Annotated in this window: 18 protein-coding genes; 1 reads left to right on the top strand and 17 read right to left on the bottom strand. The window is 72.0% G+C overall.

Going from position 1 to position 17,891, the window contains the following annotated elements; genetic code table 11:
- Positions 1–4 precede the first annotated feature (4 nt).
- The 9 genes from LE181_RS13200 to pyrR all read right to left on the bottom strand — a co-directional run bounded on the left by LE181_RS13200 (position 5) and on the right by pyrR (position 10,601).
- Entirely contained in the window at positions 5–328 is a 324-nt protein-coding gene (locus LE181_RS13200) for an integration host factor (RefSeq protein ID WP_190109033.1), read from the bottom strand.
- A gap of 257 nt (positions 329–585) precedes the next feature.
- Positions 586–1,464, bottom strand: coding sequence for an orotidine-5'-phosphate decarboxylase (gene pyrF, locus LE181_RS13195; RefSeq protein ID WP_225661446.1), 879 nt, complete (start codon positions 1,462–1,464; stop codon positions 586–588).
- On the bottom strand, positions 1,464–2,591 hold the full coding sequence (locus LE181_RS13190) for a quinone-dependent dihydroorotate dehydrogenase (protein ID WP_225661445.1): 1,128 nt from the start codon (positions 2,589–2,591) through the stop codon (positions 1,464–1,466). The genes pyrF and LE181_RS13190 overlap by 1 nt, the downstream gene beginning before the upstream one ends.
- A 79-nt stretch (positions 2,592–2,670) precedes the next feature.
- Complete coding sequence (gene carB / locus LE181_RS13185) at positions 2,671–5,982, bottom strand: carbamoyl-phosphate synthase large subunit (RefSeq protein ID WP_225661444.1); 3,312 nt, start codon at positions 5,980–5,982, stop codon at positions 2,671–2,673.
- The gene (gene carA, locus LE181_RS13180) at positions 5,975–7,114 is read right to left on the bottom strand and encodes a glutamine-hydrolyzing carbamoyl-phosphate synthase small subunit (protein WP_225661443.1); all 1,140 of its coding nucleotides are present in this window, start codon (positions 7,112–7,114) and stop codon (positions 5,975–5,977) included. Before carA ends, carB begins: the two co-directional genes overlap by 8 nt.
- Positions 7,111–7,674 (bottom strand): PH-like domain-containing protein, encoded by a 564-nt coding sequence (locus LE181_RS13175; RefSeq protein ID WP_225661442.1) that lies wholly within the window; start codon positions 7,672–7,674, stop codon positions 7,111–7,113. The genes carA and LE181_RS13175 overlap by 4 nt, the downstream gene beginning before the upstream one ends.
- Positions 7,671–8,957 (bottom strand): dihydroorotase, encoded by a 1,287-nt coding sequence (locus LE181_RS13170; protein WP_225661441.1) that lies wholly within the window; start codon positions 8,955–8,957, stop codon positions 7,671–7,673. Before LE181_RS13170 ends, LE181_RS13175 begins: the two co-directional genes overlap by 4 nt.
- On the bottom strand, positions 8,957–9,940 hold the full coding sequence (locus LE181_RS13165; protein WP_225661440.1) for an aspartate carbamoyltransferase catalytic subunit: 984 nt from the start codon (positions 9,938–9,940) through the stop codon (positions 8,957–8,959). Before LE181_RS13165 ends, LE181_RS13170 begins: the two co-directional genes overlap by 1 nt.
- 91 nt (positions 9,941–10,031) lie before the next feature.
- The gene (gene pyrR / locus LE181_RS13160; RefSeq protein WP_225661439.1) at positions 10,032–10,601 is read right to left on the bottom strand and encodes a bifunctional pyr operon transcriptional regulator/uracil phosphoribosyltransferase PyrR; all 570 of its coding nucleotides are present in this window, start codon (positions 10,599–10,601) and stop codon (positions 10,032–10,034) included.
- Positions 10,602–10,836: 235 nt separating this feature from the next.
- On the opposite strand from pyrR, the gene bldD reads away from it, so the two are divergent.
- Positions 10,837–11,337 carry a transcriptional regulator BldD gene (gene bldD, locus LE181_RS13155; RefSeq protein ID WP_004948690.1) on the top strand — a complete coding sequence of 167 codons (501 nt, stop codon included), beginning with the start codon at positions 10,837–10,839 and terminating at the stop codon, positions 11,335–11,337.
- Positions 11,338–11,444: 107 nt separating this feature from the next.
- Here bldD and nusB read toward each other — a convergent pair whose 3' ends face one another.
- The 8 genes from nusB to aroC all read right to left on the bottom strand — a co-directional run bounded on the left by nusB (position 11,445) and on the right by aroC (position 17,750).
- Positions 11,445–11,879 carry a transcription antitermination factor NusB gene (gene nusB, locus LE181_RS13150; RefSeq protein WP_190109024.1) on the bottom strand — a complete coding sequence of 145 codons (435 nt, stop codon included), beginning with the start codon at positions 11,877–11,879 and terminating at the stop codon, positions 11,445–11,447.
- Between the two features lie 2 nt (positions 11,880–11,881).
- Positions 11,882–12,448, bottom strand: a complete 567-nt coding sequence (gene efp / locus LE181_RS13145) for an elongation factor P (RefSeq protein ID WP_225661438.1) — start codon at positions 12,446–12,448, stop codon at positions 11,882–11,884.
- 54 nt (positions 12,449–12,502) lie between these two features.
- On the bottom strand, positions 12,503–13,609 hold the full coding sequence (locus LE181_RS13140; protein ID WP_225661437.1) for an aminopeptidase P family protein: 1,107 nt from the start codon (positions 13,607–13,609) through the stop codon (positions 12,503–12,505).
- A gap of 59 nt (positions 13,610–13,668) precedes the next feature.
- Positions 13,669–14,349 (bottom strand): AAA family ATPase, encoded by a 681-nt coding sequence (locus LE181_RS13135; RefSeq protein ID WP_225661436.1) that lies wholly within the window; start codon positions 14,347–14,349, stop codon positions 13,669–13,671.
- Positions 14,350–14,469: 120 nt separating this feature from the next.
- Complete coding sequence (aroQ, locus tag LE181_RS13130; protein ID WP_225661435.1) at positions 14,470–14,937, bottom strand: type II 3-dehydroquinate dehydratase; 468 nt, start codon at positions 14,935–14,937, stop codon at positions 14,470–14,472.
- The gene (gene aroB / locus LE181_RS13125; RefSeq protein ID WP_225661434.1) at positions 14,934–16,025 is read right to left on the bottom strand and encodes a 3-dehydroquinate synthase; all 1,092 of its coding nucleotides are present in this window, start codon (positions 16,023–16,025) and stop codon (positions 14,934–14,936) included. Before aroB ends, aroQ begins: the two co-directional genes overlap by 4 nt.
- Positions 16,026–16,032: 7 nt before the next feature.
- A complete protein-coding gene (locus tag LE181_RS13120) occupies positions 16,033–16,569 on the bottom strand; it encodes a shikimate kinase (RefSeq protein ID WP_225661433.1) in 537 nt (178 codons plus the stop codon).
- A complete protein-coding gene (gene aroC, locus LE181_RS13115; protein WP_225661432.1) occupies positions 16,566–17,750 on the bottom strand; it encodes a chorismate synthase in 1,185 nt (394 codons plus the stop codon). The genes LE181_RS13120 and aroC overlap by 4 nt, the downstream gene beginning before the upstream one ends.
- Between the last annotated feature and the right edge of the window lie 141 nt (positions 17,751–17,891).

The following is a 17,891-nucleotide window of genomic DNA, read 5'->3' as shown; positions in this document are numbered from 1 at the left end:
GCCGTCAGGCGGCCTTGCCGCCGAACTCTCGCTCCAGAGAGGCGATCTGGTTGGAGCCGAGGCCGCGCACCCGGCGGCTCTCGGAGATCCCGAGCCGCTCCATGATCTGCTTGGCGCGGACCTTGCCCACACCGGGCAGGCTCTCCAGGAGGGCGCTGACCTTCATCTTGCCGATGACATCGTTCTTCTGGCCCTGCTGGATCACGTCGTGCAGCGAGGCGCCGGAGTGCTTGAGCCGATTCTTGACCTCGGCGCGCTCCCGGCGAGCCGCGGCGGCCTTTTCGAGCGCGGCTGCGCGCTGTTCAGGGGTAAGGGGCGGAAGAGCCACGCCTACGTCACCTCGGATGTCGAACTGTCGGATACGGACCGGTGAGGAACCTAGTCGGCCCACACCTGGGGAGCAACGAGCAACGCGCTTGCTCGTTCGCTCTCGTCGGAGACTAGCGGCCGATGCCGCTCCAGTCAGCGAGAACAGACGAAAAGTCCTGGTCAGCCTCGCTCGACCAGGACTTTTCCGGACATAAAGACCGACAATTTTCTCTGCCGGCTGGCGCTAACCCGACCCTGTGGCGCGGACGCGACGCGCTAGCCGGCCACCGCCGCGCGCACCTCGTCCGAAAAACGCCCGGCACTGGCGCGCAATGCCGTCACGTCCGGGCCGCTGCGCAGCACCCCGCGGCTGACGTTCGGGACGACGTTGCCCACCGCGGCGCCGAAGACCGCGGGCAGGTCGGCGGCGGTGGCGCCCTGGGCGCCGATGCCGGGGGCGAGCAGGGGGCCGTTGATGGCCAGGTCCGCGCCCGCCGCGCCGAGGGACTCCCCCAGCGTCGCGCCCACGACCGCGCCGAACGAGCCCAGGGGGGCCGCTCCGGCGTTCTCGGCACGCAGGTGGCCGAGCATCGTCGCCGCGACGCTCGCGCCGTCGGCGCGCACCGCGTGCTGCACCTCGGCGCCCTCCGGGTTGGACGTCAGGGCCAGCACGAACACGCCCGTGCCGCTCTCGCGGGCCAGGTCCAGGGCCGGGCGCAGGGAGCCGTAGCCGAGGTAGGGGCTGACGGTGACGGCGTCCGAGAAGAGCGGCGAGGACGGGTCGAGGTAGGTCGCGGCGTAGGCGGCCATGGTCGAGCCGATGTCGCCGCGCTTGGCGTCCATGAGCACCAGCGCGCCGGCGGCTCGGGAGTCCGCGACGGCCCGCTCCAGGACGGCGATCCCGCGCGAGCCGAACCGCTCGAAGAACGCGGACTGCGGCTTGAGCACGGCGACCCGGTCGGCCAGCGCCTCCACGACGGTGTGCGTGAAGCGCTCCAGGCCCGCGATGTCGTCGGAGAGGCCCCAGTCGGCCAGCAGCGAGGCGTGCGGGTCGATGCCGACGCACAGCGGCCCGCGCTCGTCCATGGCGCGGCGCAGCCGGGCGCCGAAGGGCTCGGGGGTCTGCTGGGCCTGCTGCGTCTGCTGGGCGGTCATCACTTGGCCTCTCCGGAGGTACGGGCACGGGTGGCGGCGCCGACCGCTTCGGCGAGGGTGGTGTAGGGGCTGGCGGCGAGGCGCTCGGCGAGGCCCTTGTGGATCGCGCGGCACCAGAACGGGCCCTCGTAGATGAAGGCGCTGTAGCCCTGGACCAGCGTGGCGCCCGCCAGGATGCGCTCCCAGGCGTCGTCGGCGGTCTCGATGCCGCCGACGCCGACCAGCGTGATCTCGTCGCCCACGCGGGCGTACAGCCGGCCGAGGACCTCCAGGGAACGCTCCTTGAGGGGCGCTCCGGACAGGCCGCCGGCGCCGATGGCCTCGACGGTCCGCCGGGGGGTGGTGAGGCCCAGGCCGTCGCGGGCGATGGTGGTGTTGGTGGCGATGATGCCGTCCAGGCCCAGCTCGACGGCGAGGTCGGCGACGGCGTCGATGTCCTCGTTGGCCAGGTCGGGGGCGATCTTCACCAGCAGCGGCACGCGGCGCGAGGTGACCGTGCGGTCGGCGGCCTCGCGGACGGCGCTCAGCAGCGGGCGCAGCGCCTCGGTGGCCTGGAGGTTGCGCAGGCCGGGCGTGTTCGGGGAGGAGACGTTGACGACGAGGTAGTCGGCGTGGGCGGCCAGGCGCTCGGTGGAGGTGACGTAGTCGGCGACGGCCTCCTCCTCCGGCACGACCTTGGTCTTGCCGATGTTGACGCCGACGGTGGTGCGGAAGACCGCCTTGCGGGCCGCCAGGCGCTCCGCGACGGCCGCGGAGCCGTCGTTGTTGAAGCCCATGCGGTTGATCAGCGCGCGGTCCGCGACGAGGCGGAAGAGGCGCTTCTTGGGGTTGCCGGGCTGGGGCTGCGCGGTGACGGTGCCGATCTCGACGTGGTCGAAGCCGAGCATGGCCATGCCGTCGATGGCGGCGGCGTTCTTGTCGAAGCCGGCGGCGAGGCCGAAGGGGCCGTGCATGCGCAGGCCCAGGGCCTCGGTGCGCAGCGCGGTGTGGCGGGGGGCGAGGACGGCCGCGACGAAGGTGCGCAGCACGGGGATGCGTGCGGCGGCGCGGATCCAGGCGAAGGCCAGGTGGTGGGCCTTCTCGGGGTCCATGCGCTTGAAGATCAGGTCGAAGAAGAGACGGTACATTTCCAGCCTTCTGAGCGAGGGGCGGGCGCGGGGGGCTTCATGAAGAGGGGGACACCTTCCGGTGTCCCCCTCCTGCGCCCTACGCCTCGCGGGCGGCGGTCAGATGTTCCGCGTGCTCCTGCAGCGAGCGCACGCCCACGTCACCGCGGGTGAGCGCGTCGATGCCCTGCACGGCGGCGGCGAGCGCCTGGACCGTGGTCAGGCACGGGACCGCCCGGGCGACGGCGGCGGTGCGGATCTCGTACCCGTCCAGGCGGCCGCCGGTGCCGTACGGGGTGTTGACGATCAGGTCGACCTGGCCGTCGTGGATGAGCTGGACGATCGTCTTCTCGCCGTTCGGCCCCTCGCCCTCGCTCTGCTTGCGCACGACGGTGGCGTTGATGCCGTTGCGGCGCAGGACCTCGGCGGTGCCGGAGGTGGCCAGCAGCTCGAAGCCGTGGGCGACCAGCTCGCGGGCCGGGAAGATCATCGAGCGCTTGTCGCGGTTGGCGACGGAGACGAACGCACGGCCCTTGGTGGGCAGCGCACCGTACGCGCCGGCCTGCGACTTGGCGTAGGCCGTGCCGAAGACCGTGTCGATGCCCATGACCTCGCCGGTGGAGCGCATCTCCGGGCCGAGGACGGTGTCCACGCCGCGGCCGGAGGCGTCGCGGAAGCGGCTCCACGGCATCACGGCCTCCTTGACGGAGATCGGCGCGTCCAGCGGCAGGGTGCCGCCGTCGCCCTCCCGGGGCAGCATGCCCTCGGCGCGCAGCTCGGCGATGGTCGCGCCCAGGGAGATGCGGGCGGCGGCCTTGGCCAGCGGCACGGCGGTCGCCTTGGAGGTGAAGGGAACCGTGCGGGAGGCGCGGGGGTTGGCCTCCAGGACGTAGAGGATGTCCCCGGCCATGGCGAACTGGATGTTGATCAGGCCGCGCACGCCGACGCCCTTGGCGATGGCCTCGGTGGAGGCCCGCAGGCGCTTGATGTCGAAGCCGCCGAGGGTGATCGGGGGCAGCGCGCAGGCGGAGTCGCCGGAGTGGATGCCGGCCTCCTCGATGTGCTCCATGACGCCGCCGAGGTAGAGCTCGTGGCCGTCGTAGAGCGCGTCGACGTCGATCTCGATGGCGTCGTCGAGGAAGCGGTCGATGAGGACCGGGTGCTCGGAGATCAGACCGGCGTGCCGCTCCAGGTAGCCGGCCAGGGAGGGCTCGTCGTAGACGATCTCCATGCCGCGGCCGCCCAGCACGTAGGAGGGGCGGACCATCACGGGGTAGCCGATGCCGGCGGCGATGCCCTTGGCCTCGTCGAAGGAGTAGGCGGTGCCGTACTTGGGCGCGGGCAGTCCGGCCTCGGTCAGGACGCGGCCGAAGGCGCCGCGCTCCTCGGCGAGGTCGATCGCCTCGGGCGAGGTGCCGACGATCGGCACGCCGTTGTCCTTGAGCGCCTGGGCCAGGCCCAGCGGGGTCTGGCCGCCGAGCTGGACGACGACGCCCGCGACGGGGCCGGCCTGCTGCTCGGCGTGGACGATCTCCAGGACGTCCTCCAGGGTGAGCGGCTCGAAGTAGAGCCGGTCGGAGGTGTCGTAGTCCGTGGAGACGGTCTCGGGGTTGCAGTTGACCATCACGGTCTCGTAGCCGGCCTCGCTGAGCGCGAAGGAGGCGTGGACGCAGGAGTAGTCGAACTCGATGCCCTGGCCGATGCGGTTCGGGCCCGAGCCGAGGATGATCACTGCGGGCTTCTCGCGCGGCGCGACCTCGGTCTCCTCGTCGTAGGAGGAGTAGAAGTACGGCGTCTTGGCGGCGAACTCGGCGGCGCAGGTGTCGACCGTCTTGTAGACGGGGCGGACGCCGAGGGCCTGGCGGACCTCGCGGACGACGTCCTCGCGCAGGCCGCGGATGGCCGCGATCTGGGCGTCGGAGAAGCCGTGCCGCTTGGCCTCGGCGAGCAGCTCGGGGACGAGCTTCTCGGCGCCGCGCAGCTCCTCGGCCACCTCGTGGATGAGGAAGAGCTGGTCGACGAACCACGGGTCGATGCGGGTGGCGTCGAAGACCTCGTCGGGAGTGGCGCCGGCGCGGATGGCGGCCATGACGGTGTTGATCCGGCCGTCGGTCGGGACCTTGGCCTTCTCCAGCAGGGCGCTCTTGTCGCCGGGCTCGGCGACGAAGTCGAACTGCGAGCCCTTCTTCTCCAGCGAGCGCAGGGCCTTCTGCAGCGCCTCGGTGAAGTTGCGGCCGATGGCCATGGCCTCGCCGACCGACTTCATGGTCGTGGTGAGGGTGGCGTCGGCGGCCGGGAACTTCTCGAAGGCGAAGCGGGGCGCCTTGACCACGACGTAGTCGAGCGTGGGCTCGAAGGACGCCGGGGTCTTCTCGGTGATGTCGTTGGGGATCTCGTCCAGCGTGTAGCCGACGGCGAGGCGGGCCGCGATCTTGGCGATCGGGAAGCCGGTGGCCTTGGACGCCAGCGCGGAGGAGCGCGAGACGCGGGGGTTCATCTCGATGACGATGACCCGGCCGTCGTCGGGGTTGACGGCGAACTGGATGTTGCAGCCGCCGGTGTCCACGCCGACCTCGCGGATGATGGCGATGCCGACGTCGCGCAGGATCTGGTACTCGCGGTCGGTCAGCGTCATCGCCGGGGCGACGGTGATGGAGTCACCGGTGTGCACGCCCATGGGGTCGAAGTTCTCGATGGAGCAGACGACCACGACGTTGTCGTTGCGGTCGCGCATCAGCTCCAGCTCGTACTCCTTCCAGCCGAGGATGGACTCCTCCAGGAGCACCTCGGTGGTCGGGGAGAGCGTGAGGCCCTGGCCGGCGATGCGGCGCAGCTCCTCCTCGTCGTGGGCGAAGCCGGAGCCGGCCCCGCCCATGGTGAAGGAGGGGCGGACGACGACGGGGTAGCCGCCGAGCGTGTCGACGCCCGCGAGGACCTCGTCCATGGTGTGGCAGATGACCGAGCGGGCGGACTCGCCGTGGCCGATCTTGGCGTGGACGGCCTCGACGACGCCCTTGAACAGGTCGCGGTCCTCGCCCTTGTGGATGGCCTCGACGTTGGCGCCGATGAGCTCCACGCCGTACTTCTCCAGCACGCCGTTCTCGTGCATGGAGATGGCGGTGTTCAGCGCGGTCTGGCCGCCGAGGGTGGGCAGGAGGGCGTCGGGGCGCTCCTTGGCGATGATCTTCTCGACGAACTCGGGGGTGATCGGCTCGACGTACGTGGCGTCGGCGATCTCCGGGTCGGTCATGATCGTGGCCGGGTTGGAGTTGACGAGGATGACCCGCAGGCCCTCGGACTTCAGCACGCGGCACGCCTGGGTGCCGGAGTAGTCGAACTCCGCGGCCTGGCCGATGACGATCGGGCCGGAGCCGATGACCAGAACGGACTGGATGTCGGTGCGCTTAGGCACGCTGGCCCTCCATCAGGGAGACGAAGCGGTCGAACAGGTACGCGGCGTCGTGCGGACCTGCTGCTGCCTCGGGGTGGTACTGGACGCTGAATGCCGGCTGGTCGAGCAGCTGGAGACCCTCGACCACGTCGTCGTTCAGACACACGTGGGAGACCTCGGCGCGGCCGTAGGGCGTGTCGGTCGCCTTGTCGAGCGGGGCGTCGACGGCGAAGCCGTGGTTGTGCGCGGTGACCTCGACCTTGCCGGTCGTGCGGTCCTGCACGGGCTGGTTGATGCCGCGGTGGCCGTACTTCAGCTTGTAGGTGCCGAAGCCGAGCGCCCGGCCCAGGATCTGGTTGCCGAAGCAGATGCCGAAGAGGGGGGTCTTCCGCTCCAGGACGCCGCGCATGACGGAGACCGGGTGGTCGGCCGTGGACGGGTCGCCCGGGCCGTTGGAGAAGAACACGCCGTCGGGGGCGACCGCGTAGACGTCCTCGATGGTCGCCGTGGCGGGCAGGACGTGCACCTCGATGCCGCGCTCGGCCATGCGGTGCGGGGTCATGCCCTTGATGCCCAGGTCGATCGCGGCGACGGTGAAGCGCTTCTCGCCGATCGCGGGGACGACGTACGCCTCCTTGGTGGCGACCTCGGCGGAGAGGTCGGCGCCCTTCATCTCGGGGGCGCGGCGCACCTCGGCGAGCATGGCCGCGTCGTCGGGCAGCGTCGCACCGGAGAAGATGCCGACCCGCATCGCACCGCGCTCGCGCAGGTGGCGGGTGAGGGCGCGGGTGTCGATGCCGCTGATGCCGACGACGCCCTGGCGCTCCAGCTCCTCGTCCAGCGAGCGACGGGAGCGCCAGTTGGAGGGGAGGCGGGCGGGGTCGCGCACGACGTAGCCGGCGACCCAGATGCGGCCGGACTCGGGGTCCTCGTCGTTGACGCCGGTGTTGCCGACGTGCGGGGCCGTCATGACGACGACCTGGCGGTGGTACGAGGGGTCGGTCAGGGTCTCCTGGTAGCCGGTCATGCCGGTGGAGAACACGGCCTCGCCGAAGGTCGTCCCGACGGCCCCGTAGGCGCGGCCGCGGAACGTACGACCGTCCTCCAGGACGAGTACGGCGGGGACCTTGCTTCCCCTGCTGGAGGTCGTCATCGTGCGCCTTCCGTAGTGCTGTTCATGGTGCTGACCGCCTGGACCCAGGCGGAGTGCTCGGCCGCCCGGTCGGAGCGGAAGCCCGAGTCGATGGTCTTGTCGCCGTGCTGCCAGGTGATCACGAGCAGGCCCTCGGGGAGGACCTTGCCCGCGATGCCGGACTCCAGGCGGGCGCCGCGCAGGGCGGCGGCGGGGATGAAGAAGTCCCGGGCGCCGGGCCGTACCACGGCCACGCCCTGCTCCGTCAGGGTGAGCTCCGCCTTGCTGCGGGTGCCCAGGCCGTGCGCGACGATGCGGTCGAGCCACTGCCCGGACGTGGTGGAGCCGTGGTAGCGGCCGGTGAGCGTGAGCGTGGGCTCGCCCCGCCCGTCGGGGACGGCGGGCAGCTCGGGCAGGTCGCCCTGCAGCGTGCCGCGCCACTTCCAGCCCTCGCGCATCAGCCAGTAGAGCAGTGCGACGAAGAGCAGCAGCCCCACGACCCAGCCGGCGCGCGCGGCCCAGTGGGTGACGTCGGCAGACTTCTGCTCGGCCGCCAGAGTGATGATGTGTGCAGATGTCACGCGAGATTCCCGTCCACGACCGTCGCCCGGCCCCGCAGGAAGGTGTGGGTGACGCGACCCGGCAGCTCGCGGCCCTCGTAGGGGGTGTTGCGGCTGCGGGAGGCGAAGCCCGCGGGGTCCACGACACCACGGTAAGCGGAATCGACCAGGGTGAGGTTGGCGGGCTCCCCGGCGGCGATGGGGCGGCCGTGACCGGCGAGGCTGCCGATGCGGGCGGGCTTGAACGACATGCGCTCGGCGACGCCCGCCCAGTCCAGCATCCCGGTCTCGACCATGGTGTGCTGGACGACGGACAGCGCCGTCTCCAGGCCCACCATGCCCATGGCCGCCGCGGCCCACTCGCAGTCCTTGTCCTCGTGCGGGTGCGGGGCGTGGTCGGTGGCGACGATGTCGATCGTGCCGTCGGCCAGGGCCTCGCGCAGCGCCATCACGTCGCGCTCGGTGCGCAGCGGCGGGTTCACCTTGTAGACCGGGTTGTACGAACGCACGAGCTCGTCGGTCAGGAGCAGGTGGTGCGGGGTGACCTCGGCGGTGACGTCGATGCCGCGGGACTTGGCCCAGCGGACGATCTCGACGGAGCCGGCGGTGGACAGGTGGCAGATGTGCACCCGGGAGCCGACGTGCTCGGCGAGGAGGACGTCGCGGGCGATCACCGACTCCTCGGCGACGGCCGGCCAGCCGCCCAGGCCCAGCTCGGCGGAGACGACGCCCTCGTTCATCTGGGCGCCCTCGGTGAGCCGGGGCTCCTGCGCGTGCTGCGCGATGACGCCGCCGAACGCCTTCACGTACTCCAGGGCGCGGCGCATGATCACGGCGTCGTCGACGCACTTGCCGTCGTCGGAGAAGACGGTGACGCCGGCGGCGGAGTCGTGCATGGCGCCGAGCTCGGAGAGCTGCTTGCCCTCCAGGCCGACGGTGACGGCGCCGATGGGCTGCACGTCGCAGTAGCCGGACTCCTTGCCCAGGCGCCAGACCTGCTCGACGACGCCGGCGGTGTCGGCGACGGGGAAGGTGTTGGCCATGGCGAAGACGGCGGTGTAGCCGCCGCTCGCGGCGGCGCGGGTGCCGGTCAGGACGGTCTCGGAGTCCTCGCGGCCGGGCTCGCGCAGGTGGGTGTGCAGGTCGACCAGGCCGGGCAGCAGGATCTTGCCGTCGGCCTCGACGACGGTCGCGCCCTCGGCGCTCAGGCCCGTCCCCACCTCGGCGATGGTCTCGCCGTCGATCAGCACGTCCTGCGGCTCGCCGCCGAGGACCTTCGCACCACGGATCAGGATCTTGGACATTACTTGTTCTCCTCGGTGCGGGCGTTGTGGGTGACGGCCGGCTCGGAGCCGCCGAGCAGCAGGTAGAGGGCCGCCATGCGGATCGACACGCCGTTGGCCACCTGCTCGACGGCCGTGCAGCGGGCGGAGTCGGCAACCTCGGCGGTGATCTCCATGCCGCGGTTCATCGGGCCGGGGTGCATCACGATGGCGTGCTCGGGCATCTTCGCCATCCGGTCGCCGTCCAGCCCGTAGCGACGCGCGTACTCGCGCTCGGTCGGGAAGAACGCGGCGCTCATCCGCTCGCGCTGCACGCGCAGCATCATCACCGCGTCGGACTTGGGCAGCACCCGGTCGAGGTCGTAGGAGACCTCGCAGGGCCAGGTCTCGACGCCGACCGGCACCAGGGTGGGCGGGGCGACGAGCGTGACCTCGGCACCGAGGGTGGTCAGCAGGTGGACGTTGGAGCGGGCGACCCGGCTGTGCAGGACGTCCCCGACGATCGTGATGCGGCGGCCGGCCAGGTCGCGCCCGAGGCCGGCGTCGGGGCCGACCAGTCGGCGGCGCATGGTGAAGGCGTCCAGCAGGGCCTGGGTGGGGTGCTCGTGGGTGCCGTCGCCGGCGTTGACCACGGCTCCGTCGATCCAGCCGGAGTTCGCCAGCCGGTAGGGGGCGCCGGAGGCGTGGTGGCGGATGACGACGGCGTCGGCGCCCATCGCCTCCAGGGTCAGGGCGGTGTCCTTGAGCGACTCGCCCTTGGAGACCGAGGAGCCCTTGGCGGAGAAGTTGATGACGTCCGCGGAGAGCCGCTTGGCGGCGGCCTCGAAGGAGATGCGGGTGCGCGTCGAGTCCTCGAAGAAGAGGTTGACGACGGTGCGGCCGCGCAGGGTGGGCAGCTTCTTGATCGGCCGGTCCGCGACCCGGGCCATCTCCTCGGCGGTGTCGAGGATCAGGACGGCGTCGTCGCGCGAGAGGTCGGCGGCCGAGATGAGGTGGCGCTTCATCCGGTTGCTCCGTGGGGGTAAGGAGGTGTGCGGGGGTGTGGCCGGGCATGCGGCGGCACGGGCCCGGGATCACCGGGTCCGTACGGGGGTGCTACTGCCCGTCGGCCGGGGCGGTCGCGCCCGCGCCGAGGAGCACGCTGTCGCGGCCGTCCTCCTCGGTGAGCTGGACCTTGACCGTCTCCCGCAGCGACGTGGGGAGGTTCTTGCCGACGTAGTCGGCGCGGATCGGGAGTTCGCGGTGGCCGCGGTCGACGAGGACCGCGAGCTGGACGGCGCGGGGGCGCCCGATGTCGTTCAGGGCGTCGAGCGCGGCACGGATGGTGCGGCCGGAGAAGAGCACGTCGTCGACGAGGACCACCAGGCGGCCGTCGATGCCCTCACCGGGGATCTCGGTGCGGGCCAGGGCGCGCGCCGGGCGCAGCCGCAGGTCGTCGCGGTACATGGTGATGTCGAGGGAGCCGACCGGCATCTTGGTGCCGGTGATGTCCTCAAGCTTGGCGGCCAGCCGGCGGGCGAGGAAGACGCCGCGGGTGGGAATGCCGAGGAGTACGACGTCGTCGGCGCCCTTGGCGCGTTCGACGATCTCGTGCGCGATACGGGTCAGAACCCGGGCGATGTCCGGTGCTTCCAGCACGGGACGCGCAGCAGGAATTGCGTCCATACGAAACGGACCCCCTTCTCCGCCTCACGGGACGGACTTTAAAGGACGTCGGATTTACATGTTTCACCGTACCAGGACCGCCGGTGAACTCTTACACCCCACCCCTGACGGCCCAGGGTATGGCCCATTCGGCTTGACGAACCGAGATTACGCTGCGTAACCTCACAGTGAGTTACCAGACACGCGGCAGTCGAGAAGACGCCGTCGCACGTCGATACAGCGTCCGGGGAGCTTTATGTCCAGCGAATACGCCAAACAGCTCGGGGCCAAGCTCCGCGCCATCCGCACCCAGCAGGGCCTCTCCCTCCATGGCGTCGAGGAGAAGTCCCAGGGGCGCTGGAAGGCCGTGGTAGTGGGTTCGTACGAGCGCGGCGACCGTGCCGTGACCGTGCAGCGCCTGGCCGAGCTGGCCGACTTCTACGGTGTGCCCGTGCAGGAGCTGCTGCCCGGCACCACGCCCGGCGGCGCCGCCGAGCCCCCGCCGAAGCTGGTCCTGGACCTGGAGCGCCTCGCCCACGTCCCGGCCGAGAAGGCGGGCCCCCTCCAGCGTTACGCCGCCACCATCCAGAGCCAGCGCGGCGACTACAACGGCAAGGTGCTCTCGATCCGCCAGGACGACCTGCGCACCCTCGCCGTGATCTACGACCAGTCGCCCTCGGTGCTCACCGAGCAGCTGATCAGCTGGGGCGTGCTCGACGCGGACGCGCGCCGCGCCGTGCAGCACGAAGACGCCTGACGGCCGGTCGCGAGCACGCTTTCACCGTCATGAAAACCGCCGGGGGGCGGGGAAACCATTCGGTTTCCCCGCCCCCCGGCGGTTTGTCGTCTAACCGGCTCCCGGCCTTAGCGGCCCTCGCGCCGCAGGCTCGGCTTGAGCTCCTTGAAGCGGCCGAGCAGGCCGTTGACGAAGGCGGGCGAGTCGTCGGTGGAGAACTCCTTGGCGAGCTGCACCGCCTCGTCGATCGCCACGGCGTCCGGGGTCTCGTCCTCCCAGATCAGCTCGTACGCGCCGAGCCGGACGATGCTGCGGTCCGCGGCCGGCATCCGGTCGAGGTCCCAGTCGATCGCATAGGTGGCGATCAGCTCGTCGATCCGGGCCGCGCGCTCCGCGTAGCCCTCGACCAGCTGCATCGTGTACGGGTTGACCGGCGGCTGGCGCTCGTCCGTCCGGGCGTGCCGGATCCAGTCCGCGAGGACGTTCTGCACGGAGCTGCCGCGCTGGTCGGCCTCGAAGAGGATCTGAAAGGCGCGCTTACGGGCCTTGCTACGGGCGGACACGGTTAGCTGTTCACCCGGCCGAGGTAACCACCGTCGCGAGTGTCGACCTTGATCTTCTCACCCGTCGTGATGAAGAGCGGGACCTGGATCTCGTAGCCCGTCTCCAGCTTCGCGGGCTTGGAGCCACCGGTGGAACGGTCGCCCTGGACACCCGGCTCGGTGTGCTCGATGGTCAGCTCGACGGCGGCGGGCAGCTCGACGTAGAGGACGGAGCCCTCGTGCTGCGCGACCGTGGCCTCGAAGCCCTCGATCAGGAAGTTGGCGGCGTCGCCGACGGACTTGCGGTCGACGTGGATCTGGTCGTACGTGTCCATGTCCATGAACACGAAGTACTCGCCGTCCATGTACGAGAACTGCATCGTCCGCTTGTCGACGGTGGCCGTCTCGACCTTCACGCCGGCGTTGAAGGTCTTGTCGACCACCTTGCCGGAGAGCACGTTCTTCAGCTTCGTACGGACGAAGGCGGGGCCCTTGCCGGGCTTGACGTGCTGGAACTCGACGACGGACCAGAGCTGGCCGCCTTCGAGCTTGAGCACCATGCCGTTCTTGAGGTCGTTCGTGGATGCCACGGTTGCGGTATCTCCTGGACTGCGACTTGGTGGAACCAAAAGGCGGTGCGCCGGCTACAGCGCGAGCAGCTCTTTGGTCGTAATGGTGAGTAGCTCGGGTCCGCCGTCCGCCTCGGGGCGGACGACGAGCGTGTCATCGATCCGGACGCCGCCCCGCCCCGGGAGGTGGACTCCCGGATCTACGGTGACCGGCACGCAAGCGTCCAGTTTACCCATGGCCGAGGGCGCAAGCCTCGGGTCCTCGTCGTTTTCGAGTCCGACGCCGTGTCCGATGCGTGGTCCGACCCGTTCGCCGTGCCCCGCGGCCTCCAGCACGAGCCGTGCCGCCCGGTCGACGTCACGGTACGCCGCGCCGGGCTGCAGGGCCTCACGACCCGCCCGTTGAGCGGCGAAGACCTGCTCGTACAGCTCGATCTGCCAGTCCGCGGGCGAGGAGCCGATGACGAAGGTCCGGGCGATCTCGCTGCGGTAGCCGCGGTAGTCGGCGCCCAGGCAGACGCTGAGGAAATCGCCCTCCTCGACCCGCCGGTCGGTCGGCACGTGGCCGGCCAGTCCCGAGTTCGGCCCGGCGCCCACGGAGGTGGGGAAGGCCGCCCCCTCCGCCCCGTGGTCGATCAGGCGGCGCTCCAGTTCGAGGGCGAGGTGCCGCTCGGTCCGGCCGACGAGTATCGACTCCAGCAGCTCGCCGAGGGCCTGGTCGGCGATCTCCGCGGCGATCCGCAGGGACGAGATCTCCTCGTCGTCCTTGACGATCCGCTGCTGCTCCACGGCCGTGCCGAGGTCGCTCAGCCGCACCCGGGGCACGACGGAGCCCACGGCGCGGTGCCGGGCCACGGTCAGGTGGTGCTCCTCGACGGCCAGCGAGTGCGCCCCCGCCTCGGCGGCGCGCTCGGCGGCCGCGACGGCCGGATCGCCCTCCGGCGGCAGGACGAGCACACCGAGGTCGTCGGCGGGGCGGCTGGCGCCCGTGGCGTCCGCGAAGGGATCCGTGGTGCACACCAGCACGTCCCGGTCGGGCCCGAGGAGCAGCACGGCCCCGGCGGGGGCGCCGCCCGACAGGTAGCGCACGTTGGCCGCGCCGGAGACCAGCGCTGCGTCGCTGCCGCCCGCCTCGCACCGCTCGCGCAGCCGCGAGCGTCGTGCCGCGTACACCTCGGACATGCCTCCGAGCGTACGTTCGGCGGCGCGTTCCGGCCTTTCCAACGCCTCCGACCGGGCGGTTACCGCCCGGTCAGCGAGCGGGCGACGACGTCGTCCAGCAGCCGGGCTGTGGTGGCGACGTCCTGCTGGGAGTTGTCGATGATCGGCAGGCCGGAGCCGTACCAGCCGGCCATGCGGCCGTGGATCCGGGCGACCTCCTCGTCGCTGAGGCGGCGGTTGCCGGTGCGCTCGGCGTTGCGCTCCAGGACGACCTCCAGGCCCGGCAGGAGGACGACGGGCAGCAGGCCCGGGCCCACGTGCCGCTTCCAGCCGCCGAGGCCGACGACGGGCCGGTCGGGGAAGACGGCGTCGTCGAGGATGCAGGAGATGCCGTTGGCGAGGAAGTTGCGCGCGGCGAAGCCGCAGGTGCGGCGGGCCAGGCGGTACTGCGCCTCGGAGTGGTCGTTCCACCCGGACTGCGGGTCGGCGAAGCCGGACCGCACCCACTCACGGACGTCGTCGAGGCTGACGTGGGCGGTGGGCACGCGGCGGGTGTCCGCCCAGTGCCGGGCGACGGTGGTCTTGCCGGCCCCGGCCGGGCCGATCAGCAGCACCGCGACGGCCGCGGTCGCCGCGGCCTCGGCCACGGCGTGGGCCGCTCCCGGCGACGGGAAGTGCCCGGTGGCCTCCGGGCCCGGCGGGGGCACGGCCGGCATCGGGGGGTGGGCTGGTGGCAGCGGCGGTCCCACAGGGTGCTGCATCCGGTGGCACTCCGTCTCGTACGGGCGGCTGGCGGGGGCTCTTCCCCTGACCCGCCCCTTCCCGGAGCGGGTCAGGGGAAAGATTAAGCTCTCCGGTCCCCACCGGGGGAAACGGCCCCGTCAGCCCCCGAGTTCCTCCGCCAGCGCCCGCAGCGCCAGCCGGTACGAACCGATGCCGAAGCCCGCCACCGTCCCGCTCGCCACCGCCGCGATGACGGAGGTGTGGCGGAACTCCTCCCGCGCGTACGGGTTGGAGATGTGCACCTCGATCAGCGGGGCCGTCCGCTGGGCGGCCGCGTCCCGCATGGCGTACGAGTAGTGCGTGAACGCCCCGGGGTTGATGACGACGGGCAGCGAGGCGTCGGCCGCCTCGTGCAGCCAGCGGACCAGCTCCCCCTCGTCGTTGGTCTCCCGGACCTCGACGTCGAAGCCGAGCTCCGCGCCCAGCGTCGTGCACGCCTCGACCAGGCCCTTGTAGGAGGTCGAGCCGTAGACGTCGGGCTCGCGGGAGCCGAGCCGGCCCAGGTTGGGGCCGTTCAGCACCAGGACCCGGCGCGCGCCGGCGCCCACGCCGCCCACGCCGCTCATGCCGCGATCTCGGCGTGTGCGGCCAGCAGCATCGCCGGGTCCGGGCCCTCCAGGACCGTCGGCTTGGCGAGGCCGTCGAGGACGATGAAGCGCAGCCGGTCACCGCGGGTCTTCTTGTCGACCTTCATCGTCTCCAGCAGCTTGGGCCACTGGTCACCGCGGTAGGTGACGGGCAGGCCGACGGAGGTGAGGACGGCGCGGTGCCGGTCGGCGGTGGCGTCGTCCAGACGGCCGGCGATCCGGCCGAGCTCCGCGGCGAAGACCATGCCGACGGAGACGGCGGCGCCGTGCCGCCAGTTGTAGCGCTCGTTCTTCTCGATGGCGTGGGCGAGCGTGTGGCCGTAGTTGAGGATCTCGCGCAGGCCCGACTCCTTGAGGTCGGAGGAGACGACCTCGGCCTTGACGCGGATGGCACGCTCGATCAGCTCGGCGGTGTGCGGGCCCCGGGGGCCGCGGGCCGCCTCGGGGTCGGCCTCGATCAGCTCCAGGATGGCGGGGTCGGCGATGAAACCGGCCTTGATGATCTCGGCGAGGCCGCTGACGTAGTCGTGGACCGGCAGCGACTCCAGCGCGGCGAGGTCGCACAGCACGCCGGCCGGCGGGTGGAAGGCGCCGACGAGGTTCTTGCCCTCGGCGGTGTTGATGCCGGTCTTGCCGCCGACGGCCGCGTCGACCATGCCGAGCACGGTGGTGGGCACGGCGATCCAGCGCACCCCGCGCAGCCAGGTGGCGGCCACGAAGCCGGCCACGTCGGTGGTGGCGCCGCCGCCGACGCCGACGATGACGTCGGTGCGGGTGAAGTTGGTCTGGCCCAGCGCCTTCCAGCAGTAGGCGGCGACCTCGACGGTCTTGGACTCCTCGGCGTTCGGGAGCTGGATCGCGATGGCCTCGTAGCCCTGGGCGGCGAGGTCCTGGCGCAGCACCTCGCCGGTCTCGGCGAGGGCCTCGGGGTGCAGGACGGCCACGCGCTTGGCCTGGGGGCCGATGAGGCCGGGCAGCTCGCCCAGCAGCTGGCGCCCGACCAGGACCTCGTACGGCGCGGTGCCCGCGCTGCCGGCGACCTGGATGCGGGTGGGGGCGTCGGTCATGCGTTCCTCACTGCGTGGTGTCCGGTGTGTGGGCCGCGGGCAGCCCGAGGGCCTCCATGACGGCGTCGGCGACCTGGGCCGGGGTGCGGCCGCCGGTGCCGACGACGGCACGGGCGACCTCGGTGTAGAGCGGACGGCGCGCTTCCATCAGCTCGCGCCAGCGCTTGCGGGGGTTGACGGCGAGGAGCGGGCGCGGGGCGTCCAGGCCGACGCGGTGGACGGCGTCGGCGAGCTCGACGTCGAGGAAGACCACGGGCAGGCCGGTGATCAGCGCGCGGGTGCCGGCGTCCATGACGGCGCCGCCGCCGAGGGCGAGCACACCGGGGTGCTCGGCCACGGCGGCGCGCACGGCCGCGCGCTCCAGCTCGCGGAAGTGCGGCTCGCCCTCGTCCAGGAAGATCTCCGGGATGGGCTTGCCGGCCGTCCGCTCGATGTCGGCGTCGGTGTCCCGGTAGCCGGTGCCCAGCCGCTCGGCGAGCAGGGCACCGATGGTGGACTTGCCCGCTCCGGGCGGGCCCACCAGGACGGCTACGGGGGGTGTCACTTGATGGCCAGGTTGTCGAGGTAGCCCTGGACGTTGCGGCGGGTCTCGGGGACGCTGTCGCCGCCGAACTTCTCCACGACCGCGTCCGCGAGGACCAGCGCCACCATCGCCTCGGCGACGATGCCGGCGGCCGGCACCGCGCACACGTCGGAGCGCTGGTGGTGGGCCTGGGCGGCCTCGCCGGTGGTCACGTCGACCGTCGCCAGTGCGCGCGGCACGGTCGCGATCGGCTTCATGGCGGCCCGCACGCGCAGCAGCTCGCCGGTGGTCAGGCCGCCCTCGGTGCCGCCGGAGCGGCCCGAGGTGCGGCGGATGCCGTCCTCGGTCGCCACGATCTCGTCGTGCGCCTGGGAGCCGGGGACGCGGGCGAGGTCGAAGCCGTCGCCGAGCTCGACGCCCTTGATGGCCTGGATGCCCATCAGGGCGGCGGCCAGGCGGGCGTCCAGGCGGCGGTCCCAGTGGACGTGCGAGCCCAGGCCGACCGGCACGCCGTAGGCGAGGACCTCGACGACGCCGCCGAGGGTGTCGCCGTCCTTGTGGGCCTGGTCGATCTCGGCGACCATCGCCGCGCTGGCGTCGGCGTCCAGGCAGCGCACCGGGTCGGCGTCGAGCCTGTCGACGTCGGAGGGCTTGGGCAGGACGCCGTAGGGGGCCTTGGCCGAGGCCAGCTCCACCACGTGCGAGACGATCTCGATGCCGGCCGCTTCCTTCAGGAAGGAGCGGGCCACGGCGCCGAGGGCGACCCGCGCGGCGGTCTCGCGGGCGGAGGCGCGCTCCAGGATGGGCCGGGCCTCGTCGAAACCGTACTTCTGCATGCCCGCCAGGTCCGCGTGGCCGGGGCGGGGACGGGTCAGCGGGGCGTTGCGGGCCAGCGAGGCGAGCTCGTCGGGGTCGACCGGATCGGCCGCCATGACCTGCTCCCACTTGGGCCACTCGGTGTTGCCCACCATGACCGCGACCGGGGAGCCGAGCGTCAGACCGTGCCGGACGCCGCCGAGGAAGGTGACCTCGTCGCGCTCGAACTTCATGCGCGCGCCGCGTCCATAGCCGAGGCGCCGCCGGGCCAGGTGGTCGGCCACCATGTCCGTGGTGACCGGCACGCCGGCGGGAAGACCCTCCAGCGTCGCCACCAGGGCAGGACCATGGGACTCTCCGGCCGTCAGCCAGCGCAACCTGCTCAACGGGACTCCTCTGCTCGCGCGCTCACGATCATGCAGCGGCGTGGCCGGGTGCGCGGCCCTGGCCCGCCACCCCCGATCCTCCCATGTCCCGTGGGCTTTTCCGGCCGCCGGTCCAGCCTGTGGACCGACCACCTCACGTTG

The organism is Streptomyces sichuanensis (assembly GCF_020328095.1).
Classification (GTDB): Bacteria; Actinomycetota; Actinomycetes; order Streptomycetales; family Streptomycetaceae; genus Streptomyces; species Streptomyces cinnamoneus.
The sequence above is the reverse complement of the archived record's forward strand: the minus strand, read 5'-3'. Positions and strand labels throughout refer to the sequence as shown.